General features: G+C 68.4%; 34 protein-coding genes. 23 read left to right on the forward strand and 11 right to left on the reverse strand.

What is annotated here, in order from left to right:
- Positions 1–183: 183 nt before the first annotated feature.
- The 12 genes from ACFWP3_RS16920 (at position 184) to ACFWP3_RS16975 (ending at position 5,573) form a co-directional block, all read left to right on the forward strand.
- The gene (locus ACFWP3_RS16920; protein WP_384221306.1) at positions 184–354 is read left to right on the forward strand and encodes a hypothetical protein; all 171 of its coding nucleotides are present in this window, start codon (positions 184–186) and stop codon (positions 352–354) included.
- Entirely contained in the window at positions 351–545 is a 195-nt protein-coding gene (locus ACFWP3_RS16925) for a hypothetical protein (RefSeq protein ID WP_384221308.1), read from the forward strand. The genes ACFWP3_RS16920 and ACFWP3_RS16925 overlap by 4 nt, the downstream gene beginning before the upstream one ends.
- Before the next feature lie 94 nt (positions 546–639).
- Positions 640–777, forward strand: a complete 138-nt coding sequence (locus tag ACFWP3_RS16930) for a hypothetical protein (RefSeq protein ID WP_384221311.1) — start codon at positions 640–642, stop codon at positions 775–777.
- The gene (locus ACFWP3_RS16935) at positions 774–1,982 is read left to right on the forward strand and encodes a DUF2637 domain-containing protein (protein ID WP_384221314.1); all 1,209 of its coding nucleotides are present in this window, start codon (positions 774–776) and stop codon (positions 1,980–1,982) included. The genes ACFWP3_RS16930 and ACFWP3_RS16935 overlap by 4 nt, the downstream gene beginning before the upstream one ends.
- Before the next feature lie 172 nt (positions 1,983–2,154).
- Entirely contained in the window at positions 2,155–2,346 is a 192-nt protein-coding gene (locus ACFWP3_RS16940; RefSeq protein ID WP_384221316.1) for a hypothetical protein, read from the forward strand.
- Complete coding sequence (locus tag ACFWP3_RS16945; protein WP_384221318.1) at positions 2,343–2,759, forward strand: hypothetical protein; 417 nt, start codon at positions 2,343–2,345, stop codon at positions 2,757–2,759. The genes ACFWP3_RS16940 and ACFWP3_RS16945 overlap by 4 nt, the downstream gene beginning before the upstream one ends.
- Before the next feature lie 2 nt (positions 2,760–2,761).
- Complete coding sequence (locus ACFWP3_RS16950; protein ID WP_384221321.1) at positions 2,762–3,286, forward strand: hypothetical protein; 525 nt, start codon at positions 2,762–2,764, stop codon at positions 3,284–3,286.
- Positions 3,286–4,257 (forward strand): hypothetical protein, encoded by a 972-nt coding sequence (locus tag ACFWP3_RS16955; protein WP_384221323.1) that lies wholly within the window; start codon positions 3,286–3,288, stop codon positions 4,255–4,257. The genes ACFWP3_RS16950 and ACFWP3_RS16955 overlap by 1 nt, the downstream gene beginning before the upstream one ends.
- 132 nt (positions 4,258–4,389) lie before the next feature.
- Entirely contained in the window at positions 4,390–4,629 is a 240-nt protein-coding gene (locus ACFWP3_RS16960) for a hypothetical protein (protein WP_384221326.1), read from the forward strand.
- A gap of 111 nt (positions 4,630–4,740) precedes the next feature.
- Positions 4,741–4,902 carry a hypothetical protein gene (locus ACFWP3_RS16965; RefSeq protein WP_384221328.1) on the forward strand — a complete coding sequence of 54 codons (162 nt, stop codon included), beginning with the start codon at positions 4,741–4,743 and terminating at the stop codon, positions 4,900–4,902.
- Between the two features lie 87 nt (positions 4,903–4,989).
- Entirely contained in the window at positions 4,990–5,247 is a 258-nt protein-coding gene (locus tag ACFWP3_RS16970; RefSeq protein WP_384221331.1) for a type II toxin-antitoxin system RelE/ParE family toxin, read from the forward strand.
- Between the two features lie 71 nt (positions 5,248–5,318).
- On the forward strand, positions 5,319–5,573 hold the full coding sequence (locus ACFWP3_RS16975; RefSeq protein WP_384221334.1) for a hypothetical protein: 255 nt from the start codon (positions 5,319–5,321) through the stop codon (positions 5,571–5,573).
- A 122-nt stretch (positions 5,574–5,695) separates the two neighbouring features.
- Here the strand turns inward: ACFWP3_RS16975 and ACFWP3_RS16980 are convergent, their stop codons facing one another.
- On the reverse strand, positions 5,696–6,652 hold the full coding sequence (locus ACFWP3_RS16980) for a Fic family protein (protein ID WP_384221337.1): 957 nt from the start codon (positions 6,650–6,652) through the stop codon (positions 5,696–5,698).
- Positions 6,653–6,921: 269 nt separating this feature from the next.
- On the opposite strand from ACFWP3_RS16980, the gene ACFWP3_RS16985 reads away from it, so the two are divergent.
- The 8 genes from ACFWP3_RS16985 (at position 6,922) to ACFWP3_RS17020 (ending at position 11,634) form a co-directional block, all read left to right on the forward strand.
- Positions 6,922–7,185, forward strand: coding sequence for a hypothetical protein (locus tag ACFWP3_RS16985; protein ID WP_384221339.1), 264 nt, complete (start codon positions 6,922–6,924; stop codon positions 7,183–7,185).
- Positions 7,160–7,681, forward strand: coding sequence for a DUF6879 family protein (locus ACFWP3_RS16990; protein ID WP_384221342.1), 522 nt, complete (start codon positions 7,160–7,162; stop codon positions 7,679–7,681). Before ACFWP3_RS16985 ends, ACFWP3_RS16990 begins: the two co-directional genes overlap by 26 nt.
- 16 nt (positions 7,682–7,697) lie before the next feature.
- Positions 7,698–8,546 carry a helix-turn-helix domain-containing protein gene (locus ACFWP3_RS16995; RefSeq protein WP_384221344.1) on the forward strand — a complete coding sequence of 283 codons (849 nt, stop codon included), beginning with the start codon at positions 7,698–7,700 and terminating at the stop codon, positions 8,544–8,546.
- Between the two features lie 147 nt (positions 8,547–8,693).
- Positions 8,694–8,864: a hypothetical protein gene (locus tag ACFWP3_RS17000; protein ID WP_384221347.1), complete on the forward strand. Its 171-nt coding sequence runs from the start codon at positions 8,694–8,696 to the stop codon at positions 8,862–8,864.
- A complete protein-coding gene (locus ACFWP3_RS17005; protein WP_384221350.1) occupies positions 8,861–9,067 on the forward strand; it encodes a hypothetical protein in 207 nt (68 codons plus the stop codon). The genes ACFWP3_RS17000 and ACFWP3_RS17005 overlap by 4 nt, the downstream gene beginning before the upstream one ends.
- Before the next feature lie 99 nt (positions 9,068–9,166).
- Positions 9,167–9,328: a hypothetical protein gene (locus ACFWP3_RS17010; RefSeq protein ID WP_384221352.1), complete on the forward strand. Its 162-nt coding sequence runs from the start codon at positions 9,167–9,169 to the stop codon at positions 9,326–9,328.
- A gap of 118 nt (positions 9,329–9,446) precedes the next feature.
- Complete coding sequence (locus ACFWP3_RS17015; protein ID WP_384221355.1) at positions 9,447–10,373, forward strand: hypothetical protein; 927 nt, start codon at positions 9,447–9,449, stop codon at positions 10,371–10,373.
- 34 nt (positions 10,374–10,407) lie between these two features.
- Positions 10,408–11,634 (forward strand): tetratricopeptide repeat protein, encoded by a 1,227-nt coding sequence (locus tag ACFWP3_RS17020; protein WP_384221357.1) that lies wholly within the window; start codon positions 10,408–10,410, stop codon positions 11,632–11,634.
- 59 nt (positions 11,635–11,693) lie between these two features.
- On the opposite strand, the gene ACFWP3_RS17025 is transcribed toward ACFWP3_RS17020, so the two are convergent.
- The 7 genes from ACFWP3_RS17025 to ACFWP3_RS17055 all read right to left on the reverse strand — a co-directional run bounded on the left by ACFWP3_RS17025 (position 11,694) and on the right by ACFWP3_RS17055 (position 16,176).
- Positions 11,694–12,953, reverse strand: coding sequence for a fibronectin type III domain-containing protein (locus tag ACFWP3_RS17025; protein ID WP_384221359.1), 1,260 nt, complete (start codon positions 12,951–12,953; stop codon positions 11,694–11,696).
- Between the two features lie 34 nt (positions 12,954–12,987).
- A complete protein-coding gene (locus ACFWP3_RS17030) occupies positions 12,988–13,521 on the reverse strand; it encodes a hypothetical protein (protein WP_384221362.1) in 534 nt (177 codons plus the stop codon).
- Entirely contained in the window at positions 13,521–13,811 is a 291-nt protein-coding gene (locus tag ACFWP3_RS17035) for a hypothetical protein (RefSeq protein ID WP_384221365.1), read from the reverse strand. Before ACFWP3_RS17035 ends, ACFWP3_RS17030 begins: the two co-directional genes overlap by 1 nt.
- Positions 13,808–14,293, reverse strand: a complete 486-nt coding sequence (locus tag ACFWP3_RS17040) for a helix-turn-helix domain-containing protein (RefSeq protein ID WP_384221367.1) — start codon at positions 14,291–14,293, stop codon at positions 13,808–13,810. Before ACFWP3_RS17040 ends, ACFWP3_RS17035 begins: the two co-directional genes overlap by 4 nt.
- 197 nt (positions 14,294–14,490) lie before the next feature.
- Entirely contained in the window at positions 14,491–14,820 is a 330-nt protein-coding gene (locus ACFWP3_RS17045) for a hypothetical protein (protein ID WP_384221370.1), read from the reverse strand.
- Positions 14,821–15,065: 245 nt separating this feature from the next.
- A complete protein-coding gene (locus ACFWP3_RS17050) occupies positions 15,066–15,305 on the reverse strand; it encodes a hypothetical protein (RefSeq protein WP_384221373.1) in 240 nt (79 codons plus the stop codon).
- A gap of 688 nt (positions 15,306–15,993) precedes the next feature.
- On the reverse strand, positions 15,994–16,176 hold the full coding sequence (locus ACFWP3_RS17055; protein ID WP_384221375.1) for a hypothetical protein: 183 nt from the start codon (positions 16,174–16,176) through the stop codon (positions 15,994–15,996).
- A 179-nt stretch (positions 16,177–16,355) separates the two neighbouring features.
- Here ACFWP3_RS17055 and ACFWP3_RS17060 point away from each other — a divergent pair, with 179 nt between their 5' ends.
- The 3 genes from ACFWP3_RS17060 to ACFWP3_RS17070 all read left to right on the forward strand — a co-directional run bounded on the left by ACFWP3_RS17060 (position 16,356) and on the right by ACFWP3_RS17070 (position 17,512).
- The gene (locus tag ACFWP3_RS17060) at positions 16,356–16,712 is read left to right on the forward strand and encodes a hypothetical protein (protein ID WP_384221379.1); all 357 of its coding nucleotides are present in this window, start codon (positions 16,356–16,358) and stop codon (positions 16,710–16,712) included.
- A gap of 129 nt (positions 16,713–16,841) precedes the next feature.
- Complete coding sequence (locus tag ACFWP3_RS17065) at positions 16,842–17,255, forward strand: hypothetical protein (protein WP_384221381.1); 414 nt, start codon at positions 16,842–16,844, stop codon at positions 17,253–17,255.
- Between the two features lie 89 nt (positions 17,256–17,344).
- Entirely contained in the window at positions 17,345–17,512 is a 168-nt protein-coding gene (locus ACFWP3_RS17070; protein WP_384221384.1) for a hypothetical protein, read from the forward strand.
- 194 nt (positions 17,513–17,706) lie between these two features.
- On the opposite strand, the gene ACFWP3_RS17075 is transcribed toward ACFWP3_RS17070, so the two are convergent.
- The 3 genes from ACFWP3_RS17075 to ACFWP3_RS17085 form a co-directional block, all read right to left on the reverse strand.
- Positions 17,707–18,156, reverse strand: coding sequence for a hypothetical protein (locus ACFWP3_RS17075; RefSeq protein ID WP_384221387.1), 450 nt, complete (start codon positions 18,154–18,156; stop codon positions 17,707–17,709).
- A 71-nt stretch (positions 18,157–18,227) separates the two neighbouring features.
- A complete protein-coding gene (locus ACFWP3_RS17080) occupies positions 18,228–19,136 on the reverse strand; it encodes a recombinase family protein (protein WP_384221390.1) in 909 nt (302 codons plus the stop codon).
- 525 nt (positions 19,137–19,661) lie between these two features.
- Positions 19,662–25,421, reverse strand: coding sequence for a DNA cytosine methyltransferase (locus ACFWP3_RS17085; RefSeq protein WP_384221393.1), 5,760 nt, complete (start codon positions 25,419–25,421; stop codon positions 19,662–19,664).
- Positions 25,422–25,864 lie beyond the last annotated feature (443 nt).

The following is a 25,864-nucleotide window of genomic DNA, read 5'->3' on the forward strand; positions in this document are numbered from 1 at the left end:
CCGCCCGCGCACCACAACGAAAACGCCCCCGTCCGCTGCTCCAACAGCGGGATCGGGGGCTCCGACAGATACACCTGCCACACAGGAGCACGTCGTGATCCGAAATGTATCGCCCTCGGTCCCGCCCGTGGACAAGGGCACCGCCAAGAAGGCCGCCGCGAAGTGGGCGGGGGTCTGGGCCTGATGGGCATTTTCAGCAGGAAAACCGAGACCACCAGCACCTCCACCACGAGCGCCACCGGCTTCACGCCGGAGCAGCAGGCCAGCCAGGTCGGTCTTCAGGCGCGAGTCATCTCGAACTGGCGTCAGCCGGCCACCGCGAAAAAGACGGCGAAGCGGGAGGCCCGGTCATGACCCGGCGGACCCGCATCAGTGACGTGATCGGTCAGCTTGAACTCGACGGCGTGGCCCAGGCCGTGGGGCACGTCCTCACTCCCGCCCAGCGGCAGCACGCCGAGAACATGAAGGCGGCCAGAGAGCGTCAGCGCGCCGCGGGTCGGCTGCACCACGACGTGGTCACCAAGTTCTTCGAGGGGGCGTCGTGAGGGCCCAGGGCAAGCCAGGCTGCGGCGCGGTCTTGGCGAACATCGGCGCCGTGCTGTTCATCATCTACCTCGCCTTGCACGTAGGCAGTGGCCGGTGACCGAGCAACAGCGCCTCCTCGACGCGATCCGATTAACGATCATCCGCCGTCGTATCGCCCAGCTCCGCCAGCAGCACCAGATCCGCGGCGCCCTGCGACTGGGGGTCGGCACCACCGAAAGGAGGGTCCGTTGAAGGGGGTTCCCGAGCTGACCCGCACGCACAGAATCCTGATCGGCGTCATCGTCGCCGGAGCCGTCGTGATCGCCGGGATCGGCTTCGCCGGGTCCTACAGCGCAGTCCGCGCCCTCGCCGTGAAGAAGGGGTTCGGGACATTCGCGCTGGTGTTCCCGATCGGCATCGATGCCGGGATCATCGTCCTCCTGGCCCTCGACCTGTTGCTGACGTGGATCCGCATCCCCTTCCCCCTGCTCCGTCAGACGGCGTGGATGCTGACCGCGGCCACGATCGCGTTCAACGGGGCCGCGGCCTGGCCTGACCCACTCGGTGTCGGCATGCACGCAGTGATCCCGGTCCTTTTCGTCGTCACCGTCGAAGCGGCCCGCCACGCCATAGGCCGGATCGCGGACGTCACCGAGGGCAAGGGCATCGACAGCGTGCGCATTACACGCTGGCTGCTCTCCCCGGTCCCCACGTTCAAGCTGTGGCGCCGGATGCGGCTGTGGGAGCTGCGCAGCTACGAACAGGCCGTCGGCATGGAGCAGGACCGCTTGATCTACCAGGCCCGCCTACAGGCCCGTTACGGGCGTTCCTGGCGGCGTAAGGCCCCGGTGGAAGCTCTGCTGCCCCTGCGGCTGGCCAAGCTCGGTGTCGCGCTGACCCCGGAGGCTGCTGTCGCCGGCCTCGCCGCTGCGGGAATCGAAATCGAGTGGCGGCCGGTCCATGCGCCGTCGGTAGCGAGTAAGAGCGCCCCTCGGCCCGTACCCCTTACCGCTTTCGCGGCGAAGGAAGCCCCGCCGAAGCCGGTCGAAGTCACCCTGCGAGTCCCGCAGCTGCCCGAGGAGGGATTGGAGGAGTGCGAGGACGAGCCGGGAAACCTGCGCGAGAACCTGCACGACGGGGCCGGTGCCCAATCGGGTGAGTCTGCCGATGAATCGCGAATTCCCGAGGAAAACCCACAGGTCGCTTCGGCCCCTCCCGGCCCCGCACAGCAGCCCCGCGAGGACAACCGCACCACGACCCCGCTGACCTTCGGCAACGACCGGCGGTCCGCCTACGCCGAACACGGGCGCCGCGAACTGGCTTCGGCCTGGCGGCAGTCCCGGGCGGTGCTGCCGAAGGTGACGGAAACGGCGTTCGCGGCGCAACACGGCTCAACCGTGGCGAAGGTGCGAAAAGCCGCAAAGGAGTTCCCCGCCCCGTCCACCACGACCACCTGACCGGCGCTTCATGGTCCCGCTCGATACGGCAACGCCACCCACCGGGAAGCGCACCGAATCGAGCGGGAGCCACGGGCCGCCGGCCCGGAACCAAAAAAGATCGGCCGGACTCGGTAAATCGCTTCGCAGGCATCCGAGTCCGGCCGCAGTACCTCCCGAGGGAGACACGACCATGATGTCCGATATACGGCGCCGCGGCGTACGCATCACCGCAACGGGCTACCTGCTAGCCCTACTGCCCGCGTGCTTCGCTGACGCGCCGCAGGCCCCGGAACCGGTCGCTGTTCCGGTCCACACCACCGTCCCCGACCACGAAGAACTTGCTGTGCGTTCCGCCCTGCTGCGGCTGGGGGTGGCCCTGTGACCGGCGTTCAGTGGCACAGCATCCCCACCGCGCCCGACACCGCCGAGCGGTACGGGCACACCGACCACATCACCGTCCTCGCCCCCGACGCGCACCACTCCGTCGACTGGGACCGCGTCCGGGCCACGGTCCGCCGCCTGCGCCCCCTCCGCGCCCTCGCCGTACTGGGCGTGGGCCTGTTCCCGGCGGTGCAGTGGTCGAACCACGTCACTTACCGGATGACCGCCGCGGTCGGCGTCGACACCGCATTCGCGGTCGGCTGCTTGACCGCCGTGGTGTCCGCGGTCGGCTGCGCTACGGGCGGCCGGATCCGCAGGTGGGCCAGTGCCGTCCTGCTGGTCGCCGCGGTCGGCGGAACGCTGATCGCCGAGCCGACCCGGCACCTGATCGCCGCGTGGATTGTGGGGGCTTGATCATGGATCTGATCGAGACCACCCACGTCGTCACCCGCGCGGGCGCGGCCTTCGGCTTCTGCCTGATGGTCGTCACTGGGGCCGTGATCTTCTACAGCAACGGCCGCACCTTCAAGGCGTTGAAAAAGCGCAGGTTCTGGCTCCCTTGGGTCGCATCCTTCCTCGTCATGGTGCTGGCCTCCGCGGTCGTCGGCGGCATCGTCGGCAACATCTCCGGCGCCTTCACCGGCAGCGGAAACAAGCTCGGCCAGGAGATCGGGAACGCGGCCGTCGGCCAGTCCGGCGCCGGGGCGGTGGAACTGTCCACCGGCGAGGTCCTCGGATACTCCGGGTCCTGGATCGCCCTGACCTTGATCATCCTGCTCGGCTTGTTCATCTGGTTCGCGAAGGGCTGGGGGGAGCGCGTGCTGGCCATCTCCGGCGCCTTGACCGGCTCGACGTGGGGCATCGCCTCCTCCCTCGGCGGCCTCGCGTCGATGATCGGCGTCCCCCTGATGACCTGGGTAGGCCAGGGGCTGATCGGCTGATGAGCGACGAGACCCTGAGCAGGCCCGCGCCCCTGATCGCCCGCACGACCGCGGGGGGCGGGCACATCGCGGTCTTTCTGGCGCACTGGGCCGGCGGCCACACCGTTTCGGAGGAGGAGTTGCTGCGGCGCATCGTCAAGGCCCGCGGTGAGGCGCACGCCGAGAAGGTTGAGGAGCACCAGCGGGAGGCGAAGCGGGCGCACAAGAAGGCGACCAAGCTGCGCCGGATCGCCGCCGAAGACGGGGGCCTGGTCCCCGCGGCCCAGAGTGATCTGGACCAGGCCGACCGGGAGGTCCGCCGCCACCAGGTCGCCCTGGAAGCGCTGGGGGATTGGGAGATCACCGACATCGACCCGGGGCAGGTGGGCCACCGACGGAAGCGGATCGCCGCAGCCCGCTGCACCCTGCTGGCCCTCCCCGTCGCGGGGGTGGCGGTGGGGTCGTGGCTCCTGGACGGTGTGGTGCTGGTGGTCTCCACCCTGGGCGCGGTCACCGCGTGTTGGGCCAGGGGGAACCGGGCCTTCGAACTGACCACGCGGCCAGTCCCGGCCGAACTCCTTGCCGACACGGCCCGGCTCGCCCTGGAGCCCGCCGAGGAGAGCGGGGAGGGGGCGCTACCGGTCGTGGACGTAGGGAAGTGGAAACGGGAGCTGGTGGACCACGTAGAGCATGCAGTGGCCATCGCCAAGCACGAGGGGAAGGGCGGTGTCCACGCCGTCGAACTTCTCCACGGCCTCCACAAGCAGGGCGACTTCGTCGGCCTCACCACGGCCACCTTCCCGAGCAAACTGCGGGATGCCGGGATCCCCACGAAGGTCGTCAGCGTCGCCGGGGACAAGGCCATCGGCGTTTCGTACGACGAGCTGACGAAGGCGCTCCAGCGCATGCCGCGGCTGCCCGCCCACCTGGTGCCAGACCTGACCGTGTACCCGGACCCCCTCTCCCCCGAGAGTGCGGCCAGCCCCGAGTAAGCGGGTAAATCCGCAGGTCAACCGCTTACCGGTTACTCGTTTACCGGTTCCGCCCGTGGCTGACGGCAGAGGCTGGCAGGGTGGTCACGGCCCCCTGCCCCTCGCCCGCCAGCGCACCCGAAAGGCTGTTTCGTGCCCTACGCCTACACCTGCCTCGACTGCGGAACCACCACCGAGCCGGTCGACGAACGCGACGACGCCAAGGCGGCCCGCACGAAGCACCGCGCGGAGAACCACGACGGCTACGCCCCAAAGTCCGACGCGATAACCGAGGTCGAAGCCAGCGGCGACGGCTGCTCCTTGATCCTCTTCCTCATCTCTGCTGCCGCAGCCGCCGCCGCGGTCCTCGGGCACGGCGCCCCCATCGCGTGAACGGATGGACGCAACCGCCTTCCCCAACCACCTGACCGGCCCCTGACAGTGGCCTCCAGGCCCTCCTGGAGACCGCTGCGGCCGACCGGCCTCCTCCACGAAGGGACACACATGATCAGCAACCGATACAAGCAGCTCGCCCAGGACGCGGCCGGGGCCGCCTACGCCGACCCGGAGGTCAACGACGAGACCCGGGCGGTAGCGAACGGGCTCGCCGGTATCGCGTACGCCCTCCTCCACCTCGCCGAGGTGATCGAGGAGAAGGAGAGCTGACCCACAGCTGTCCAGCAGGGCCCCGTCTTCCATTCCGGAGGACGGGGCCCTTCCACATTCCCGACCCGACCGGAGACGCCCATTCCCGTGCTCATAGCTCCCGCCGCCCAGCGGGCCCTGGACAAGATCCGACGTCGCGACCCGCCCGCCGCCCAGACCCTCCACCGCATGATCAACACCCTCGCCGAAGACCCCCACCCCCGAGGTGCCAAACGGATGGGAGGGGGGTCCCGCGCCTGCCGCCTCGCCGCCGGAGACCTCCGGGTGGTCTATCTCCCCGAGCCCCGCACCGTCGTAGCCGTCGGCTGGCGCCGCGACGTGTACGGCCGCTGCCACTCCAACTAGCCCGAACGGATTAACCACAAGCCCCCGGCGGCAGCAGCCGACCCGGTGATCACATTAGGAAGGAAAAATGCATGACCGACACCACGCCGGCCCCGGCGACACCCGACCTTGACGACCTGCTGTGCGAGACCTGCGGCTGGACCTTGCGCATGCTGTGCTCGGAGTGCGGTCCCGGCTGCGGCTGCTCCACCGGTTGCACGGGATGGCGCCACAGCGAGTACCGGCAGGACGAGGACGACGAGCCCGGCGACTGCGGCGACGACGAGTGCGAGGGCTGCATGGAGTGCAGCCCGTACGGGCTGGCGTACGGCCAGACGGGATGGTGAGCGCCACGACTCGTACGACCCGGACCGTGCTGGAGATCCTGGAGTACGTGAACTGACCGCTGTACGACGAAGCCCCCGCCCCCGTACTCCGGGACCTGGCAGGGGCTTCGTCGTTCCCAGCGTCAGCCCCTGCGCTGGTACCTGGTTGCCTCGTACTGGGCTACCCACGCCTTGCTGCTGCGCCAGCTCCCGTCAGCGCCCTTGACGGCCTTGAGACGTCCCCGTGCCGCAGCGGCACGCAGGGCGCGCTCCTTCACGTTCTCGGTCTCCAGCGCGGCCAGCGGGACCAGCTTTACGGGCCCCGCCACGGCGGGCAGCACAAACCGGTTCAGATTGTTGGTGACGGCCCGCGCGATCAGCTCCCCGAGGGGGCCCACCTCCCCCTGGTCGGCGCGCTGCATGGCCCGGAGGTACTTGTCCCGGTCTCTCTTGTGGATGATCGCCGGGGGATATCCGAGCCGTGCCAGGAGCAGGTTCAGGGAGAGCCGCCCGGCCCTGCCGTTGCCGTCGAGGAACGGGTGGATCTGCTCGAAGTTGTTGTGCACCGCGGCCAGCCTCTCCGGCAGCGGGGTGCCGTTCTCCTCCCGGAGCACCTCTGCGGAGTCCACCCAGTCCCGCATCCGGTGATCCACCTCAGTCCACGACGGCGGTTTCATGCCCGCGCTGAACTCTTTGATCTCGTGACGGCGGAAACTTCCCGGGCCCTCGTAGTCCGTGGCGCCCGGGGTCGGCTCCACGGTCCAGACCGGCAGCATCAGGGTCTCGTGGATGCGCCGGACCTCGGTCACCGTGATGAGAGACCCGTCGGTCCAGTCGCCTGGCTCCAGGGCCTGCCCGTAGACCCAGGTCGCCGCGTCGGCGTAGCCGCGGACCTCCATGTAGTCGCGCAGCGGCTTCGCCCCGACGGCCTTGCCCTCCTCCAGCAGCTTCTCCACCTCGTGTAGTACGAGGGTGTTGCCCTCCAGGGCGGTGCTGTTGTGGGCTTCCTCGTGCCACAGGTCGGCCCAGATATCTTCGGCCTCGGCGGGGGTGGGCAGACCGCCGAAGCGTTCGCGGAGATCGCGGATCGCGTCTTCCATGCCCTGGTAGATGCTGGCCCGTGTCGGCCTGCCCCGGGTTGCCACGATGTACCCCCTGAGTGCGCTGTTGCGGCAGTGATCGCCCTGGACGGGGCACTCTACGAGAAAGTGTGTCGTGTGGGCGAAATTAAATGACACAACACACTTTCGGGTCGGCCGGCCAGCGGGGGCCTCTTTGTCGCTGGCCGGTTCGGACTCTTGACGCTCCGATGCCCCTCGACCAACCTCACACGCAAATACGCGCAATCCACTGGACAAGGGAGATCGCCATGCCCCTACGGTTCGTCGGGATAGACCCCAGCACCGGCGATGACGAGAGCCCGATGGTGTGGGTGGACGACGAAGAGAAGGAGCTGGTGGTCCAGGGCTGGAAGCCCGGCGAGGCGCTGCTGACGAAGATCGGCAGCACCGAGTGGGTCCCCGGCCACGCCGTCGGCATCCCCGACCACGAGAACGTGACCCGTATCCCGCTCCGGATGGCGGGAATCATCAGGAAGGCGCTAGACGATGCAGAACGTGCCGGGCTTCTCTGAACTGCTGGCCGGTGCTCAGCACTCCGCGGTACACCTGGAGATGCGCGACTCCTACGGGGTCGACAAGGAGAAAGGCCCTTTCGCGGCGTGGCGGGACGGTGTCCGGCTCGACCCCGACGACCGTGCGACGTGGTGGCGGCCCTGGCTCGACCTCATCTCTCAAGCCGTCGCCCGGGGTGTGGTGATCCGTCGCGCGCGCATCGTCTCCGAACCGGTCACCGAGTACATCCGCTTCGAGCACTCGGGCACGTTCACCAACATCGCGGCAGGCGAACAGGTCCGCTGGCTGCCCCGCCGTCAAGCGTCGGACATCGCGCTCCCCGGAAACGACTTCTGGCTGTTCGACGGCAAGATCGTCCGCTTCAACCACTTCACCGGTGACGGTGCGTCCGCCGGGCCGGAGATGTGCCAGGAGCCCGCCGTGGCCAAGCTATGCGCAGGCGCGTTCGAAGCTGTCTGGGAGCGCGGCATCCCGCACGAGCAGTACACCGTCTGACCCCCGCAGCACACCGATGTCCGTCTCCCCGTCCTCCAGCGCCCAGACGGCCCGTCTCGCGGTCGCCGCACGCCTGCGCGAAATCATGCTGGACGCCGGCCTCCAAGGGCAGGAGCTGGCGGCCTTGTGCGGGTGGAACGGCGCCAAGACCTCTCGCATCATCAACGCCAAGACCGCGCCGTCCGACAAGGACATCCGGGCGTGGTGCACCGCGTGCGGCGCGGACGGCCAGGCCGAGGATCTGATCGCCGCAAGCCGCGCGGTCGACTCCATGTACGTCGAGTGGCGCAGGCTCACCCGTACGGGCCTGCGCCGACTGCAAGAGTCCGTGGTCCCCCTCTACGAGCGCACCCGCCATTTCAGGGCTTACTCCTCTCGCGTCGTGCCGGGCGTCCTACAGACCGAGGCATACGCAACCGCCCTGCTCGCCACCGTCGCCGACTTCCGCCGCACGCCCGACGACGTCGCCGAAGCCGTGACGGCCCGCCTGGCCCGCTCCCGCATCATCCGCACCGGGAACCATCGCTTCGCGATCCTGGTGGAGGAGGGGGTCCTGTACTACCGCCTCGGCAGCGCCGAGACGATGGCCGAGCAGCTGACACACCTTCTCTCGGCCATGTCGCTACCCGCCGTCTCCCTCGGCGTCATCCCGTTCACCGCCGAGCGCAGCATGTGGCCGACCGAGACGTTCAACGTCTTCGATGACGTGCAGGCAAACGTGGAACTCCTGTCTGCGCAGGTGACCGTCACCTCGCCCAGTGAACTCGCCCTGTACGTGCAGGCATTCGACAGGTTCAAGGATCTGGCGGTGCACGGAACACGGGCGCGGGCCCTGATCTCCAGGGCAATCGACTCCCTGAGCTGAAATTCTGCAATCGCGTGCAAACGCGTTGTTGGCGCCTGGCGCCGCTCCCTACCGTGGTGTTCGCCCCCTTCGCAGCGGGCCGCACCGCCACCTCCCCCGTGTCGCGCCTGCGGCCCGCTGCATCCCTCCGACGGCAGGAGCGAAGCCATGGACAGCACCCTCCCTCGCCGCACGCCCGGCACGAGTGGACGCAAGATCGCCATACGGGAGACGCAGCCCGGAGCACCGAGCCGGGCCCTGCGCCTGCGAGCGGCCGGCGGTTGGGAGAAGTTCATGCGCCGCGCCGACATGCCCACCCCCGAGGAACCGGAGACGTGACCTACTCCGTAGACCACACCGGCCACGAACAGCACCCGCTCCTCCAACAGCAGGTCCAGGACATCGCCTCGAAGTGCGTCGGCACCTTGGACGCCGTCACCCACGAGACCCACAGCGACGGCCGGGTAGTGCGCGTGGCCCACGTCCGCCCCGCCTCCGGCATCACCTGGACCACCCACGCGGACAACATCGAGCCCGCGTGACCCCACAGCCCCCCGCCCCGCGCTTCTTACAGCACCACGGCCCGGGACGGGATGCACCACCCCCCTGCACCATCCGCGTACACCGAAGGGAGCACCACCATGTCCGACACGATCCAGGTCAACAACCTGACCCGGCGCCTGGACCACTCCGTCCCGGACGGCGACTTCACCCCGGAGACGCCCGCCGTCGAGTCCCTGACCCGGCGGCTGGACCACTCCGTCCCCGACGGTGTCTTCGAGTCGAAGACGCCCGCGGTCTGACCCCGGCGCTGCACTGACGCCGAGTAGTTGACGGCATGGCGGGTCGGCTCGGGACAAGCGTCCGGGCCGGCCCGCCTTCTCATCCGGAAGACCCGTATTCCAGTCCAGGAGGCCCACAGTGCACACCGCCATCGCCACCCGCGTAGAGCCCGGCTCCTTCTTCGACCTCGGCCGACAGGATCCGGAGCTGATCCGTCTGCTCGAGGACAACGCCGAGCGGGCCCTTCCGTTCGCCCTGATGGAGCGCCTCGTGAAGTCCGGCATCCCCTACGCCGAGCACGCCCGCGCCCTGAGCAGCGACAGCGTGCACATCTCCGGGGCCCGCTTCGACTGGTTCGGCGCCGAGCTTCCCGAACAGATCGCCAACGAGATCAACCTGGCGGACTACGAGATCGCCGAGCACACCGACGACCGCCGCGCCGCGCTGACCCAGGCACTGGAGCGCCTCGCCCTAGTCCACCCCGAGGGCTTCGCCCGCGTGGAGGAGTTCGTCCGGGGACTGTTGTGGGTGGGGCTGAAGCCCGGCGCCCGCACCACATCCCTGACCAGCTCCAGTGACCCCGCGCTCCCGTACGTCATCGCGTTCTCCGAGAAGGCCCGGCACCACATCCCGCCTAACACCGTCAGCCCCGAGCCGTCCCACCTCTTCCTGGCGGAGAACATCCTGCACGAGGCGGTCCACCAGTCGGTCAGCTTCCACGTCCTCCAGCACCAGGTCTTCGCCGCCGGGTACTCCTCCAAGACCTCCCCCAAGATCGAGATCGCGTGGCGCGCTACGCAGGGGGTGGCCCGAAACCAGTTCTGGGAGGTGGACCGGGCCTTCCACGCGACCTGCGTATACAACCAGCTCCTGCGGTTCCGCCGGACCGAACTCGACCGCGACGACCTGAACGCCAACGAGCGGGCGAGCATCCAGGCCGCCTACGACGAAGGCATGCCGGCCGTCCGCTACCTCATGGGCCAGCTCGAACTCCTGGGCGAGCACTTCACCGCGCACGGCCAGGAACTGCTGACCGACCTGCGTCACCAGACCGACGAGCTGTAGTTAGCGTGAAGAACCCGAAGGGAGGAGAAGGCGCGTGCTCCATCACCACATCGCACATGACGAGGGTCTGCGCATGGTCCCCGCTGACCGGGACCAGCTGACCGGTGCTGTCGAAGAACTGCGTGCGGAACTGCGGGGCCTGTCCGGGAAGGGGGACGGCGACCGGCGGCGCGTGCTGTCCCGGTGGATCGGCGTCGGCTCGGTCGTCCTGGGCGACTACAAAGAGGCCCGCACGTTTCTGCGGCAGGCGCTCGACCTGGCCACTGCCAGCGGAAACAGCCACGCCGTAATCGCCACCGAAATCAACCTCGGTGACGCCTACCGCTACGGTGGGGACGCGGAGACCGCCGACGCATTCTATCGCCGGGCCCTGGCCATTTCCCGGAGCCAACACCCAGAACTCGCGGACTTCGCCCTCCAGCACTACGGCAAGCACCTGATGGAGCGAGGTGAGTTCGCGGCGGCCCGCGCGCACCTCCAAGAGGCGCTGCAACTGCGGCAGGCCAAGGGCGACACCGCGCTGATCGAGGCAACACAGTCCGTGATGGACCGCGTGGAACTGCTGATCGGCCGGGCAAGCACAGAAGCGGTGCGGTGGAGCAGGCGCTGGACTTCCTGGCTCCAGTCCCGCACCACGGCCCGCACCCCGGCCGGGTGGGAGGAGGGGTTTCCCGCTCTCCGGGACGCCGTCCGCGACCTCACCGCGCACGAGCGGGTGCGGCCTTGCCACCTGCGTGACCAGTCGTTTCCCGCCGAGCTGCTCGCCGGCATGGCGGAGGAGGCGGAGAAAGCCCTGGCAGCCGACGGGTACCTCCACAACGGCAAGTGGAACGCGGCCGTCGGCGACGCCGCAAACCTCTTCGCGGGACAAGTCGACCTCGCCGGTGTCGTGGCCCGGTCGACGGGACTGGAGGTCGAGCAGCCGCACACCGGCGTCTACATCGCCTACCTGGAGGAAGGCCAGTTCCTCGACTTCCACGTGGACGAATTCGGCTTCGGTGAGGCCAACCTCATCCTGTGCCTCAAGCACGAGCGCCTCCCCGCGGCCCCTACCATGAGCTGCACCGTCTTCATCAACGCCGACGGATACCGCGAATGCGATCTCGCACAAGGAGACTGCGTCGTATTCGATGGAGCGCTCACGCCGCACGGCCGTACGCCCCTCGGTGCCGGTGAGCGCGTCATCCTGGTCAGCTTCGGTTTCCGCGCATGTGATCAGGCTTCACGTACGGTCGGCTTCCTCCCGGCGTCCCCTACCTGACCTCCACACACATGTGTGCCCCGCCCCCAGCACGATCGGGGAGCGGGGCACACATGTGTCTAGGCGGGGGCGGTCGTTCCTTCGAGCACGCTGGACGGATAGCTCTCTCCCTCTGTACTCACCGCCGTCACGGTGAGCTTGTAGGTACTGCTGGGCTGGTACCCGCCCACGGTCGCCGCGGTGGCCGGAGCGGCGACCTTCATGCGGAACACGCCCGACTCGTACAGCCGGTACTCGGCGACCCGTGGCGTCACCGGCGTGTCCATGTTCCACGTCACGGGAACCGTGGTCGCGGTCGCCGAGGAGGCGAGGCGCAAGCTTGTCGGCTGCGCGGGCTTCGCCGTCCGCGGCAGCACGGTCATCAACGAGCCGGCGAACGCCGAGAACGAATTTCCGCCCAGCTGCTCCGGCCGCACCGCGCGCACCTTCAACTCGACGCGGGCACCGGCCTTGAACGGGTTGTCGGCGGAGAACTTCACCGGGGCCTGCGAATCCACGACCGGCGGTTGCGCCACGGTGCCAAGCAGCTGGTCACCTTCAAGCAAACCGATGGTCGGCGACATCGCCGGACGCGGGTTGGCATTCCCGAAAATCTGATATGAGGCGGCACCGTGGACGGCGTTGAACTGGAGATGCCAGATCCCAAGGTTTGAAGCGGGGCTCGGTGCGGCGGTGCCCTGCTGGAACTCCAGCATGCCAGGGGTCGCCAGCGGCGCTGCCTGCCCGTAGGCGACCGGCGGCAACGGGCTCGGGGTCTGGATGTTGAGCACGGCCGACTTGGGGCCAAGGGTCCCGTCCAGGCCGATCGCCTGGATCTGAATCGCGTAGGCGGTCGAAGGTGCGATGCGGGTCCAGATCGGCAGTGCCTGCGGGGCCGGCGGAGTCGGCGGAGGAGCTGGGACGTAATAGCCGTCCAGAGCGGTGTCCTTGTCCGGCGTGGTCAGGGTCACGCTCGGCACGGTCGGCACTGTGGGAACCGGTACCGGCTGACCCTCAGCAGGCATCGGCAACGAACCCACGTACACGTGGTAGCCGCGGACCTGGACCACATCGACGCCCTTGGAGCCCATGCCGCCCGGTGAGGGAGTCGGAGCGATGGCGCCGGTCAGCATGCTCCATGACAGGTGGAACTCACGTTCGGCGGCGTACCCGCCTGGGATCGGATCGCCCTTGCGGACCTGACGGTGCGGAGGCGAGACCGCGGCGCCGTCAGCGCTGGCGGTGTACCACGTGGGAGTGGGGATCGGCACGGGGGTTTGCGCGGTCTCATCCTTGACGACGGGATCGCCGAATGTTGCTCGGACCATGGTGGAGCTCACTTTCGGTAGGTATGGGGAATCCGAGGCTGACGGGTTACTCCCACCAGCCGATAGGGGTGAAGGAGCACTGCGCCTCGGGTAGCTCCTCGTCCGGCCGCTTCGGCGGCGCGGTGCGGTTCTCCCGCTGCTGCACGGTCAGCCTGTTGCGTAGGGAGTTGAGAACCGCGTTCGTTCGCATCGTCGGGTCGTCCTGGCGGTACCCGGCCCACGGCTGCTCGGGGTAGCCCTGGCCTGCCTGCCGTAGCCGGTCGCGCTGGTCCTCGCGCTGCAACTCGTAGGCAGCCTGGCCGCGGCGGCCCTCCCACAACCGGAGCGGCTGCTCGTCAGTCCAGGAGACTGGGACACCTTGCCCGTTGAATACGGGGACCGGGGACACCATCCACTCAGGCGGTCCCTGCGGGTCGTACGGGGCACTGGGGCAGCTCGGCGGGGGCTCGGCCAGCATCTGGTCCGCCAGGGCCCGGACCGGGCTCGGATCGCCCTCCAGGCGCTCCTGGCGCTGGGGCAGTTGGGCGGCTTCGGCCGCGGCCCGTAGCTTCTCGCGTCGCCGTCGGCTGCGGGTCATCATCAGGGCCCCCACACATCAGGCACGGCCTGGCTCGGCTTCGGTCGGGGCGGCGTTGTCTTGCGGGTCAGGGCGAACGTCGGGGGCGGGTCACCGTCTCCGCGGCGGCGGACGACGGGCGGGGTCGGCGGGCGGCTGAAGTCAACCGTGGGCAGGGCCTTCTGGTAGGCCCGCTCCTTGGCGGCGAGGGCCCCCTGGTATTCGTTGCGGGCCTCGGGCGTGGACAGGTCGATGACCGGCTCGGGCTGCTGCCGGCGGAAGCGTGCGAGAGACCCAGGGAACTTGATGTTCATGCGAGGGGCCCCGTTTCGGGATAGCCGCAGAGTGCACCGATACGGCGTTCGTACGTGCGGTGGATCTCCCAGTTGCGTGCTGCCGCAGCGGCGGCTCCCGGGTAGTGGTGCTGGGAGTAGGCGACGGGGCGGGGGTCGCCCGGCTGCGCGGCGAACTCGGCCGCCTTGGCGGGGTCCATACCCTCGGGGAGGGGCATACGCGGACGGCCGCCCGGGTGTGGTGGACCGGCGCGGTAGTAGGACGTTGTCCGCGGCATGCGCTCCAGCGGGATGTACTCGGCAGGGTCGGTGAATGACTCCGCGCCGTAGAACTCCACCAGCCGCTTGATCGCGGTCGGCACGCGCACGCCGTTCTCGGCGGCCCGCAGTGTCGCCGCGGGAATGCCTGTCGCCTCGCACACCTCGGCGCGAGTCATTCCGCGAGTCTCTCGGGCGTCCCGAAGTCGCCGCGCCCGTTCAAGGTTGATTTGCCGTTTAGCCATAGGGTAATTCTGCGCGCCCCGAGATTCAGAGTGATAACTGATAACAAACTCAGTTTGCGGATTTGTTCACAGGGAGCAACGCGCGTTAACGGGGGTTGCGAACTGTTATCACCGAACACCCTGCGGCGCACGGTGCAAACGCAGACGGGGACCCCGCAACACCCATGGGCCGTACGGGGAAATCGGGGTCCCGGTCGTCAGTGAGGGAGTAGCTGGTTCTCCGGTTTGCGCGTTGCATCGCGGTCCTCGGACAGCGCGGTCGCGATGATGCGCCAACCGGGCACGGCCTCAAGTGTCCTAACGGCCTGCCACCCGGACCGGCCCCACCTGCGGAACGTCACCGGTGCCCACGCGGCGCCCCAGACCTTCGCGGCCTCTGCAACGCCCTGACCGGAGATCCATACGTCCCGCAGCAGCCGCCAGCCGTCCCGTTCGGTGTGGTCGACAACGAGGAGATCGGCCCGCGTCGCGACGGTGAGCCGGCGCCCGTTGTACTTGTGCCCGATGGCCTTGGGGAGCATCAGCACGACCCCGTGGACCGGCCGCCACCACTGGACAGAACCCGCCCAGAAGCATCCTCGCTGCGGCTCCGGGTGGAGCCTTTCGAAGGCACGGCGTTGCCCACCCCGCAGACCGCCCCGCAGTGGCCACGTGGCCTCCTGCGGGACGGGATGCTGAACCGCGGCCTCGGGGTCACTGTGTACCGCCAGCCGGGCCAGGATCGCCGCTCTGCGCCGCGGCCCGGTCCGGTAGGGCGAGGTACCCCGAGCCATCACACGACGTCGGAGTAGGCGCGGCGCGGTGCCTCGCCCTCCAGACCGTCAAAGAGGCCGCGGCCCGTCTGGGAGTTCGCGACTGGCGCGGAAAGCATGCCCTGGGGCGTCATCAGCCGGTCCTTGTTGTAGTACGACTGGATGGCGTTCTGGAAAGTCCGCTCCCGCATGTCGTGGACGTTGGCGCCCCACCCGATCGGCTCGTTGTCGATAGGGCGAATGCGTACGGTATCGCTCATGATGTGCTCCTAGGATTCGCGGCCTGAGTTACTGGCCTTCAATCTTGGCGCAAAGAATTCGCGGCCTGATACTGGCACTACGACATTCCATCGACACCAGGAGTACGAATGCGTTGGAGGCTAGACGCCAAAGTAGATGCCCAGAAGGAGACTCAGCACCGCGAGTCTTCGGACCCGCAGCATCACGTCAATGCAGAACTGTTCCATCCTCCGCACCCTTCAGAGATCAACGGGCATCGCCCCGGCCAATTCTTCTCGGACCCGCAGATCAATACCGCCCTCCAGCGGGTACCTCGCGAGCTGAGCGGACGGTCCCACAACGAGGAGGACCAATTCGAGCACGGATATGAGCAGGCCCTCCGCCCCGCAGGGATGTTCAGCGCCAGCAGCCGCCCCAGTGAGGCGGACCTCCAGAAGTCCCAGGGCATGCCGGCGGGCTACGGGGACTACTACCGGTAGGCATGAGGCAGGGCCCTCTCCATGGCCGCGGAGAGGGCCCTTCGCGCGGAGACAGAACAAGCACCGCGTGTGTCTGTGAGTCAGGCCGCTACCGTTCGCGGCCCCATGGCCTTCCAGCTGCCAGGCTGCGCCGAGGACGGGCGCTTGACCGTGGTTGAGGAAGACGGCTCGCCCTCCCATTTCCCGTACGAGACGTCAACATTCATGAAATCCCTGTGCAGCGCGGCAATCACTTCCGCGCTGCGGTGGGGTCGAAGGTGGCGTAAGTAACCGCCCAGGTGAAAAAGCCCGGGGGGAACTGGGAGACCACGAGGGCCGGATCATGCCCGTCCGGCCAGTGAAGGTGTCCCGGTACGCCCTGATCGGTGGACAGGAAGACGAGAGGCTGTGTGCGCTGCTTGGTGAGTGTCATGCGGCCAGCCAAGCGCAGTGATTTTCTCGGGTGATACTCCCGGCCACCCCGCCCCGGATGTGTCCGCGGCCCTCCATGGTGAGGTTGGCTTACCCGCTCATCGTCATCCACCCGCCTCGCCACGCCCGTGATCGTGTCCTGCGGACGACTCGCCGAGGGGTCGCGGTAGGAGTGGCGCCATGACCAACCAGAGCCGGCGAGAGCCGTGGGCCCAGGCCATCCAGAAGTTCGAGTCAGAGATGGCGGATCTCTCCGCCTACATCCAGCACGCCCCGAAGTCCGCGGATGGGTGGAACAAGGAGAAGATGCAAGACGACTGTGCAGCCATCGCCGCCTGGGCGAAGAAGAACCGCGCCACGACCGCAGGCAGGGAGGGGCTGAAGCTCACTTTCCCCGTAAGCCCTCCGGACTTTGTGGAAAGGCTGATGACTGCACCCGAGGGGGCCAATGTTCCGGGGTGGAGTAAGGAGAAAGCCGTAAAGATCGCCAACGACCTGAAGTCCTTCGTGGACGGCATGGAACTCACGAAGGACTGAAAATTCGGCGGTGCCACAAACCATGCCCTCTAGAGGTACACAGGGAGACAGTCAACGGCATACCTCGCCACGCCCAGGATTGGGTTCTTGCGAACGGCTCGCCGAGCAGTCGCGGTAGGAGTGGTGGCCGTGACCAACAACAAGCCACCCGCGTGGATCGAAGCCGTCCAGAACCACGAGCAGGGGCTCGCAGAGCTGTCTGCCCTCATCGAACACGCTCCCATGTCCGCCGACGGGTGGGACAAGGAAAAGGCTCAGGCCGACCTCCGGGCGTTCCAAGCCGAGTGCGCCAAGAGCAAGAACGCAGCAACAGCGGGGAACGATGGGGCCGTTATCGCCCGCGGAGCCATTACCTACCCGGCGATGCCCGATTTCGGCAAGCTCTACGCAGAGGCGGGGTTCTGCTTCCCTGCCAGCGACTTCGACAACCAGTGGGACAAGGAAGCCGCGGAGGCGAAGGTGAAGGAACTCAGGAAGTACGCCGCCCAGATCGAGGAAGCCTCTCAGGACCGACACGGAACGCACGACGGTCCAGTACGTTAAATCGGCATGAAAATAGCGGGCACTGAAAGCGCCTGCTCCATACGCACAGAGAAGCAGACGACCACACTAGGCGATCAAAGGAGTCCAGAATGCCTTCGAGCGAGATTCCCGCTCTTCCGTCGGAAGCTGACGCCAAAAAGCTGTTGGAAATCATCAACGATGCCCCGCTCGAAGGCGGCGGCCCCAAGTGGGACAAGCCCGTAGCTCTCCGGCTCGCGAAGTCCCTCGCCCTCGGAATTCCGTACGACCTGACCTAGAGGGAGTAGCCGAGTCTCGCTGCGACCCGAGCATGAGCCAGGGGAGCGGGCCGTCCGCCATTTGGGCAGAGAAAAGCAGTGGCCTTAAACCAGCCGCTGTCAAGAAATTCTCCGTTTAACTGCGCCACAGCAGACATGAGCGGACGCCCTTCACATCTCGAAGGGCGTCCGCTGTGGATTTCCCAGGGCGTTAACTACGCTGCGAGGGCAGTGAGCTTGCTGTCCAGGTCGGCCAGCAGGTCATCCACGGACCACTCCCGCACGGCCGGCGCGGGCTCGGAGATTTCCACGACTTCGACCACGAGGGTCGGGGCCCGATCCATCATCGGCAGCGGCTCCCCAAGGGCCTTCAACTTGGCCTCCATGGCGGCCTTGTCCGTGATCCTGCTGTTCGCCTTCCTGGTGATCGTGGCGGTGCCGTACGTGCCGCTGGGCACCCTCCCCAGTACCTTCCGGGCCTTGCGCTTGAGGGCTTCGCCCTGGCGGGCCAGCTCGGCGCCCTCGGTGTAGTCGCAGGCGGCCTGCTCGACCTCGGCGACGCTGGGGACGAACGGGTCGGCGACCGCGGCGGGCTGTTCTTGCTGGGCGGTGCGGCCGGTTATGCGGGCGACCAGGCGGCCGAGGGTCTTGGATACGATGTTCACGAGTTCTCCTAGTCATGCTCTGGCGTGGGGTTCTCACTTGCCGGGTCGCTGTCTCTAGCAGCGGCCCGGTTTTACTTCTCGCCGGCGTCCTTGTCGGAAAAGCGGCTGCGGGCCTTGGCGGCCTTCCGCATCACGGCGTCGTCCCGCTTAGCCTGACGGGCTCGGGCGTCCCGCTCGTTGGCCTTGGCGCGGTACTCGGGGTCAAGCATCTTGGCGATGGTGGAGGGCCTCCACTCGCCTCCACGCTTGGTCTTGAAGTTCTCTTCCTTGAGGATTCGGCAGATTTCGCGGTACGAGGTCTGTTTGCCGTTCTCGTCCACTTGGGCGCGAAGCTCTTTCGCGCGGGCCTCGCCGGCGGTCTCGTCGGGTACCTCCACCAGCGCCTTCTTCTCCGCCTTGAAGCCGTACCGCGGCGCCCCGTAGGCGTAGCCGTCGGCCGCGCCCTTGGCGGCCCGTCCCTTGCGCAGCCGGTTCTTGATCAGGCCGCGTTCGAGCTGGGCCGCCGCGCCCATGACCTGGCGTACGAAGGTGCGCATGGGGTCGGAGTCGTCATCGGGCAGGATCTCGCCCTGGTCGGCCCCGAACGCCCGTCCGCCGTGGGCCCAGACGACGGAGAGGGCGGCTTCCTGGATCGTCAGCTCGCGGGCGAGGCGGTCAAGGTTCGGGAAGAGGATGCCGTCCGCGTCGCCGTTCGCGATCATGTCGAGCGCTCGGGCGAGTTCGGGCCGGTCTTCTTCGTCGGTGGCTCCCGACTCGGCCTCTTCGCGGAGCACTTCCACGATGCGGTGGTTGTGCGGCTTGTTCCATGTTTTGCAGTCTTTGAGCTGACTCGGGAAGCCGTAAGTATCAACCTGACCCTTGGTGCTGACGCGGAGGTAGATCACCAGCCTCAGACGGGGCAGTGCATGTTTATTCATGATCCTCACCGTACACGTTATGGAAATAACGTCGACATCCCAGGTCAGAGTTTCGATGCCCATTTAGTCCGTTTAGTTCCACAGTCTTGAGTCGATCCCGCCCAACCACACCGCGGCGGCGGCCAAGTCGCCCCATCTGGTCCCCGAATAATCCGATCACCCGGTTTGCACCTCGGCTCCGAGCCGGTCCGGCGGTGGACTGTCCGAGCCGACGGATCTCGGGCTGGAATTCTCCAGCCCGATGCCGGCCAGCTGCTCCTCGCCGCCGCGGCGACCTCTCTCCGGCCGCAGCCGCGCGGCCTCGAGTCGGCTTCGGGATCCCGAACCTGATTGCGCGTTCCGAGGCAGGGACGTTGCGGTCGCGTCCGCGGCCGGCCGCCACCGCCAAAAAGGCGTTGCGGTTTCCGCCGCGCCCCTGCCGCCGCAGGTTCGCTCTGTCCGGACCCGCTCCCCGCCGCGCGGTTCGAGGAGCGGCTCCGTGCTGCCGGTGGTGACCGGGGGGTCGGGTCAGGCCGCCTAGGTTCGGCCCTCCCCGCTCCCCCAGCTACCGCCGGGGCCAGCAGGCACTACCCGGCACATCGGCCGGGGTCAGACACCGGCAGGCATCACCTCGGCGAGCTGCGACGCGGTGAGCGTCACCAAGGCGGCCGACGCTGCCAGGGACAGACTTTCCCGTGCGAGACGGGCCGGGATGATGGTGCGGACGACCGGGGCCGGTACAGCGGCCGGTACGGCTTCCTGTCGCAGCTCGGCGAGTTCCTGCTCCACCTGCGCCCACGTGAGCGCGGGCTCGCCAACCTCTTCGCGTCCCTCGGCGGTCAGTTCCCGCAGTGCGGCCAGCTCGGCGGCGACGTCGTCCCAGTCGAAGGCCGCGCCCCCGCGCGCCTCGGTGCGCAGCTCGGCGAGTTCAGTGGTCAGGCTCTCCCAGTCCATCGCGGGCGCGTCGCCCTGGTGCTGCTCCTCGACGGCCGTCGCGCGGTTGGCGCGGGAAATTGCGGCGTAGTCGGGGCCGTCCTCCTCGGCGGCTGGGAACGGCGCAACGATCGGCACGAACCATCCGCGCGGCTTGGCGGGGACGACCAGGACGACCGGCTCACCGCAGATGACGAGCGCGGGCACCTCGGGCACCTCGTAGCTCTCCAGCTCGACGCACGTGGGCACCTGCGGAGTGGCCAGCGGCTCCGGCCTGCTCGGCACGGTCAAGGTGACCGGCGTCCCGCACACGACGAACAGTTCGGCCACCAGGCTGCGCGGCTCCACGTGCTCCAGGTGACCGGGCTCGGCGCCGTCCATCTCCACGATGGTCTTGCCGATGGTCGCGCTGACGACCCGCCCCGCGCGGCCCTCGAAGATGACGCGCTCACCGATCTCCCAATACCCGCGCCCCGTGCTGGGCAGGACGACCGCCGGGATTTCCACCACGTCGGCGAACTCGACCGGCTCGGCGCCCTGGGTGACCACCCGCTGAACCATGCGGGTAGCGGCGTCATTGACGGCCCTCTTGTCCCCGACCTCCCGGCATAGCGTCAGCAGCTCTTCGGCGGTTGCGCAGGGCTCCTTGGCGACACGCACGAGCTTGCCGGGCAGCGACACCTTGCCGTCATCGCTCTGCCACTCGTCCAGCCGTGCGAGCGCGGTCCACTTGCCGTTGCGGTGCGAGACCTCGAAGCCGTAGCCCCAGCCGTCCGAGAACATCCACCACTCTTGGGCCCAGCCCGGATTCATGGGCTGGATGGACTCGCCTTCGAGGACCGCTGGGGGCTTGGGGTCCGCCGTACGCTCGCGATGGCGCTCCTCCTGGATGTGCTCCCCCACCGTCTTCCACACCGCCTTGCGCTGCTGCTCGGTGGTGCGGTGCGCCATTTCGCGGCGCACCTGCTTCTCAATTTTGGCCAGCGTGCGCGGCACCTTCGGCATGAACAGCGCCCCGCAGATGACCAGTCGGGGAGTCTCGACACCCTCGACGTATCCGCCCTCGCCCTCCCACTCGGCAGCCGCGTCCCGGTCCGCCTGGTCCCGCGCGATGCTCACGGCCTGCCGGGCGCTGTTGGGGTCCACGGCCACCGTGAGCGGCTTCGCGTGGTCCCACTCGACGGGGCAGCGCTTGAGGGTCTCGGAGACGATTTCCCACGGCCCCTTAACCGTGTAGCTGTTCCGCTTGGCCACCCCCAGGGCGCACGCGTTCGACGCGTCCCGAATCCCCAGCGGCTTCCGCTGTGTGCCCTGGTTCAGGGACGGCCCGGACCGTCCGAAGTTGCCGAGCTTCTCGCCCGTGCACTCGCAGGTGAGATAAGACCTCAGGGTGCGTGAGACGCCTTCGGCCTCGACGCACAGCCACGTGTACCGGTGACCCCCTGCGCGGCACGCGTCGGCGTCTTCGCCCGTCCGCTCCTCCGCCTGAAGGGTCGGGGCGTACAGGCCTGGGGTGGGCTGAGCCTTGACCGGCTGCCGCTTCGCCGCGTGCCTGCGGATGGCGGGCAGGATGTCCGCCGGGGAAACGGTGGTGATGAAGCGCTTGCCCTCGAAGCGAACCGAGTAGCCCTTGCCCCCGTGAGACCACGGTCCGACGAATGTGTACGGCCCCTCCATGCGCTCGCCGTCCGCGCCGACACCGCACACGTACCGCTCGGGGTCGCCCGGCAACATCACCGCGTACTCGGACTCGTGGCCGCCGACGTAGCGCACCCGCTCACCCTCGCGCAGGCCGTAGCCGTTCTCCTCCGTGTCGGCGGGCGCAGAATCTTCGACGGACTCGCCGGCCGGGGTCTGAGAAATTTCTGCCGTGTCGGCTGCCTGCTCCAGAACCTCCCTGCCCAGGACGGTCACGCCAAGTTCGGCGATCACCGCATCCGTGGTGCCCCGGTCCTTGGTCCACTCCCAGTCTTCGCCCAGGGTGCCCAGGTGCTTCGGTGCGGTCCAGCACAGCATGTGGTTTCCCGAGGCGGTCCGCTCGTCCGAGCACAGCCGCATAGCGTCCGCGCGGTTCATCGCCCACAGCACCCGGCGGCGAGTCGGGGTGGACCGGGCGGAGGCGATGAACACGGACACCGGCTCCAGCTCGTAGGGGTCCTGGAAATCTGTGCCGATCTCCGAGGGCTCGCCGGCTGGACCCTGGGCCGAAGTTTCTGCTGCGTCCTTGCCACCGTGGACGGCCGGGTACAGCTCGCCGAGGTACCGCTCCAGGGAGGGCAGCCACGGCACGCCCAGCAGCGTGCCCATGACGGCCGCGCTGACGACCGGCGCCACGATGTCGCCCGCCTGCTGGCACTGGCTCGTCCGGGAGCCGGTGAGCGGGTGGTCCTCCGGCAGCGTCACCAGCTTGGCCACCTGCCCGATGGTGAACCTGAACTCGGGGTCGTCCTGCTTGTACCAAGCCCGGATCTTCGACGTCATGCCAGGCACCGTGCGGCCCATGACGAACCCGTTCCCGCCGGACGTCTTGCGGTTGGCGCGCGTGATGATGACCGTCTCGGGGTCCATGTCCAGCGCTTCTGACGCGTGGGTCGTCAGCCCCGGCGCGTTCCCGATCGCCCGGTACTCGTAGTGGCTCGCCAACATGAACATGCGGCGGCGGTGGGAGGGGCTGCCGTACTCGGCCGCGTCCAGCTCGGCCCACTGCACGTGCTCCCAGCCCGCGCAGTACAGCTCCGCCGAGACGTCTTCCTGCACCTGCTCCGGCAGCGCGCCGGACTGCTCCAGCGCCACCGTGTGCAGCGGCGCACCCTGCCGCCACAGCGCGAGAGACCAGATGATCGGCTCCAGCATCAGCGGCGCCGTCTCGGCGGTCATCGTCCGCGCGAACTGCCGGGCGTCCTCGTAGTCCCCGGTGGGCTCGCCCGTGTGGTCCCAGTGCTCGCCGGGCTCGCACCCGAACTCGCACGCCTCCTCGGAGTCCTCGTTCACGTAGTAGGTGCCCGCCGCGAACGAGAGCCGCGTGATCGCCTCCTCCAGGATCGCGAGGTTCTCCGGCAGGTGACCGAGCCGCTTGCCCGCCGGAGTCCAGTCCGTGCAAGGAGGCGACGCGATCAGCACCGACGTCCACCGCAACGCGAAGTGCATCGGGTCCAGCTTGGTCACGTCCGCGCAGATCGCCGCGCAGCCCGCAGCGTTCGACGTCGCCACCGCGTCGCGGTTCGTATCGACGCACACCATGTCCAGCCGCATGCCCAGGACGTTGCGCACGCCGACGCACCAGCCACCGCAGCCCGCGAACAGGTTCACCGCGCGGTCCGCGTCCCCGTCCTCCGGAGCGAACAGCCACCTCACCGGCCACGGCCCGGCCAACTCCTCCAGGTCCGCCACATCCCCCGGCGCGGTGAAATCGCCCAGGGTCTTGCCCTCCAGGTCCGCGTACGTCAGCGGCTGGCGCTGCTCCTCCGCGTCCCGCTCCAGGGCCAGCCGCAGAGGCCGGGGAAGGTGCTGCGCAGGTTCGGCCACCGGCCGCTCCTGGTGCCCGGCGTCGACCGACTCGGCCACGCCACGGGCCACCGCGTCCGCGAGGATGCCCCGCTTCATCGCCGGGCGGCTCTCGGCGTCGGCATACTCCACAACCCGCTCACCGCTCCCCACGTGCTCTACCGCGTAGGCACCGGCCAGCATCCGTACGAAGTAGCGGTGCCCGAGGAGTTCGGCCTGCTCGCGGCCCTTCTCACCGCTGAACACGATGTCGCCGACCTTGACCGCCGTCGTGCGCTTCGGCGCCTTCGAACCCCGCCCCACCATGCTCTCCCCGCCCGTGCTGGTGCTCGTCTTCGTCTTGACTTCCTGCTTGGCCCGCACCGCGTCAGCCTCCGCGTACAGGGCGGCCACGACGTCCGGCCGGGGGTTGTGCTCCCCCGCGTCCAGACCGGCTGTCACCATCTCGGCGACCAGTTCGCAGTACCGCTCCTCCCAGTCCAGGGAAGAGCCCCACTGGCCCTTGGTCTTGCCGCACCGCTCGTACGCCACGTCCCACGGCCGGACGTCGTGACCCTGCGCCTCGGCCAGCGGACGCGCCAGGTGGAGGGCGCATACGCCGACGGTGCCCATGACCGTCACGCCGTCCTCGGCGAGGATGTCGGCGGTGAACCGGCCGGGCGCCTTCTTGTTCCAGCACGCGCCGATGCACAGCCCCGGCTCATCCCATGAGCCCACGCATTCCAAGGCCGTCTTGCCGTGGACACCGGGCGTGCCCTCGGTGCTGAGCGTGCCGTCCATGCCGGTGATGATCCACCGGTCGAGCGGGATCTCCCGCAGCCCGGCCACGGTCAGCTTGTGGATGGCCCGCTTGCGGTACATGCCGTCAACGGCGCCGCTCGTACCGGCCTCGGCGAACGAGCCCGACGCGAAGTGCTCGGCACCCCATGCGTACTTCGCGTAGATGCCGACGCGCCCGTACCGCTCCGCGCGGAACAGGTTCGGCTCTATCTCCGTCTCCACCAGCTCCGCCGACCACGCCACACGCTCTTCGTTCATATGCCCGTACCGGTCCCACATGTCCTTGGCCCACGCCTGAGACGCCGAGTCGCCCCGGCACCACGCCACGGCCGCCGCAAGGCTGTTGCCCTCGCCGATCTCCGCCCACCAGAACCCCCGGTCGTGCAGCCCCCGGGACAAGCACCACTCCCCAGCGGTCTGCTTGTACGAGGGGGACCACAGCCGGTAGACGTCCCCGGCCGCCGTGGTGAACGACCAGTCGAAGCCGTCCTCCTCGGCCCGGTGGTGCTCACCCTCGTACGCCTCGACGGACTCGCCCGGCTCCAGGTCGACCGGGAAAGCCTCCGCCTGCTCGACGTCCTCGACAACGGTCTCCGGCACGTCTTCCCCCATGGCAATCTGATCGGCGCATTCGTGGCGCTCTGCTTCGGTCTGCTCAGTGAGGCTCTGACGGCCCCGGGCGACGGCGTCCGCATCGACAACCGGCCCACCGTGGTTGGCGAGGACGGCGGACACGACGTCACGGACACACGTGCACTCGAATTCGCCGCAGTGGTTGCACGCGATTTCGTGGATGACCTCTCCGGCCCATGCCTTGACGACGTCGACGGGGGTCTTGGTCTGCTTCGGCGCGGTGCGCGGCTTAAGGGTGATCTGCCCCTTACCGAACGGCTTCCACGCGCGGATGCCCTTGTCGCGCTCGGCCACGTTCTTGGCCATCGCGGTGCGCGTCTTCTCGTGCTTGGCCAGCATCTCCGGCGACGTGCAGTCATCGGGCAGGCGAAAAAGGGAGTACGAGAGTCCGCCGTCCTCAGACGTGAAAGCCTCACGTACGTCGGTGCCCTCGTACGGCTTCCGGCGCGGCTGGTGTCCGTCCGACTCCTTCGCCTGTTCGGGCAGGCCGCTCCACCGCGCAGCCGCCTTTTCCGACACCTGCTTGATTTCCGACCCGGCTACGGGCGCGACCGATTCAGTCTCGGGGACGGCAACCGATTCCGGAGCGTGACGACCCTCTAGAGCGGCACGACCGGCCGGGGTCGGGCGCACCTGATGACCGGTCCCGCGACAGAGCAGACCGTCCCGGATGAGCTTTTCGACAGAGTCCTTACGGGCGGCGCCGCGCCGCTCCCCCTTAATACCGGTCAACAGGTGGTTGACCTCACGCGAGTACGAGCGAACGACGTTCACGCCCCATGACTCGTACTGGACGTGCAGCAACCCCCAGGCAGCGCGCTGCACAATGGCACGCTGCGCCGGGGTCAGGGCATACGGCGCCCTTGTGTCCGTGGTCATTCTTGAAAAACCCCTATCGCGAGTTGGCGTATCCGGTCGGCCCGGTCCTACGCGGGCATGACTCCATTATCGCAATTCCTCGG

The sequence above is a fragment of the Streptomyces sp. NPDC058525 genome (assembly GCF_042719495.1).
Taxonomy (GTDB): Bacteria; Actinomycetota; Actinomycetes; order Streptomycetales; family Streptomycetaceae; genus Streptomyces.

Coding starts and splice junctions, on each gene's coding strand:
- ACFWP3_RS16965 (WP_384221328.1), top strand. CDS start 4,741: ATGATCAGCAACCGATACAAGCAGCTCGCCCAGGACGCGGCCGGGGCC.
- ACFWP3_RS17080 (WP_384221390.1), bottom strand. CDS start 19,136: ATGGGCATCGAAACTCTGACCTGGGATGTCGACGTTATTTCCATAACG.
- ACFWP3_RS16950 (WP_384221321.1), top strand. CDS start 2,762: ATGGATCTGATCGAGACCACCCACGTCGTCACCCGCGCGGGCGCGGCC.
- ACFWP3_RS17010 (WP_384221352.1), top strand. CDS start 9,167: ATGTCCGACACGATCCAGGTCAACAACCTGACCCGGCGCCTGGACCAC.
- ACFWP3_RS16990 (WP_384221342.1), top strand. CDS start 7,160: ATGCAGAACGTGCCGGGCTTCTCTGAACTGCTGGCCGGTGCTCAGCAC.
- ACFWP3_RS17000 (WP_384221347.1), top strand. CDS start 8,694: ATGGACAGCACCCTCCCTCGCCGCACGCCCGGCACGAGTGGACGCAAG.
- ACFWP3_RS17055 (WP_384221375.1), bottom strand. CDS start 16,176: ATGACACTCACCAAGCAGCGCACACAGCCTCTCGTCTTCCTGTCCACC.
- ACFWP3_RS16995 (WP_384221344.1), top strand. CDS start 7,698: ATGTCCGTCTCCCCGTCCTCCAGCGCCCAGACGGCCCGTCTCGCGGTC.
- ACFWP3_RS17060 (WP_384221379.1), top strand. CDS start 16,356: ATGACCAACCAGAGCCGGCGAGAGCCGTGGGCCCAGGCCATCCAGAAG.
- ACFWP3_RS16975 (WP_384221334.1), top strand. CDS start 5,319: ATGACCGACACCACGCCGGCCCCGGCGACACCCGACCTTGACGACCTG.
- ACFWP3_RS16980 (WP_384221337.1), bottom strand. CDS start 6,652: ATGGAAGACGCGATCCGCGATCTCCGCGAACGCTTCGGCGGTCTGCCC.
- ACFWP3_RS17040 (WP_384221367.1), bottom strand. CDS start 14,293: ATGGCTAAACGGCAAATCAACCTTGAACGGGCGCGGCGACTTCGGGAC.
- ACFWP3_RS17070 (WP_384221384.1), top strand. CDS start 17,345: ATGCCTTCGAGCGAGATTCCCGCTCTTCCGTCGGAAGCTGACGCCAAA.
- ACFWP3_RS17050 (WP_384221373.1), bottom strand. CDS start 15,305: ATGAGCGATACCGTACGCATTCGCCCTATCGACAACGAGCCGATCGGG.
- ACFWP3_RS16955 (WP_384221323.1), top strand. CDS start 3,286: ATGAGCGACGAGACCCTGAGCAGGCCCGCGCCCCTGATCGCCCGCACG.
- ACFWP3_RS16940 (WP_384221316.1), top strand. CDS start 2,155: ATGATGTCCGATATACGGCGCCGCGGCGTACGCATCACCGCAACGGGC.
- ACFWP3_RS17035 (WP_384221365.1), bottom strand. CDS start 13,811: ATGAACATCAAGTTCCCTGGGTCTCTCGCACGCTTCCGCCGGCAGCAG.
- ACFWP3_RS16985 (WP_384221339.1), top strand. CDS start 6,922: ATGCCCCTACGGTTCGTCGGGATAGACCCCAGCACCGGCGATGACGAG.
- ACFWP3_RS16920 (WP_384221306.1), top strand. CDS start 184: ATGGGCATTTTCAGCAGGAAAACCGAGACCACCAGCACCTCCACCACG.
- ACFWP3_RS17030 (WP_384221362.1), bottom strand. CDS start 13,521: ATGATGACCCGCAGCCGACGGCGACGCGAGAAGCTACGGGCCGCGGCC.
- ACFWP3_RS16925 (WP_384221308.1), top strand. CDS start 351: ATGACCCGGCGGACCCGCATCAGTGACGTGATCGGTCAGCTTGAACTC.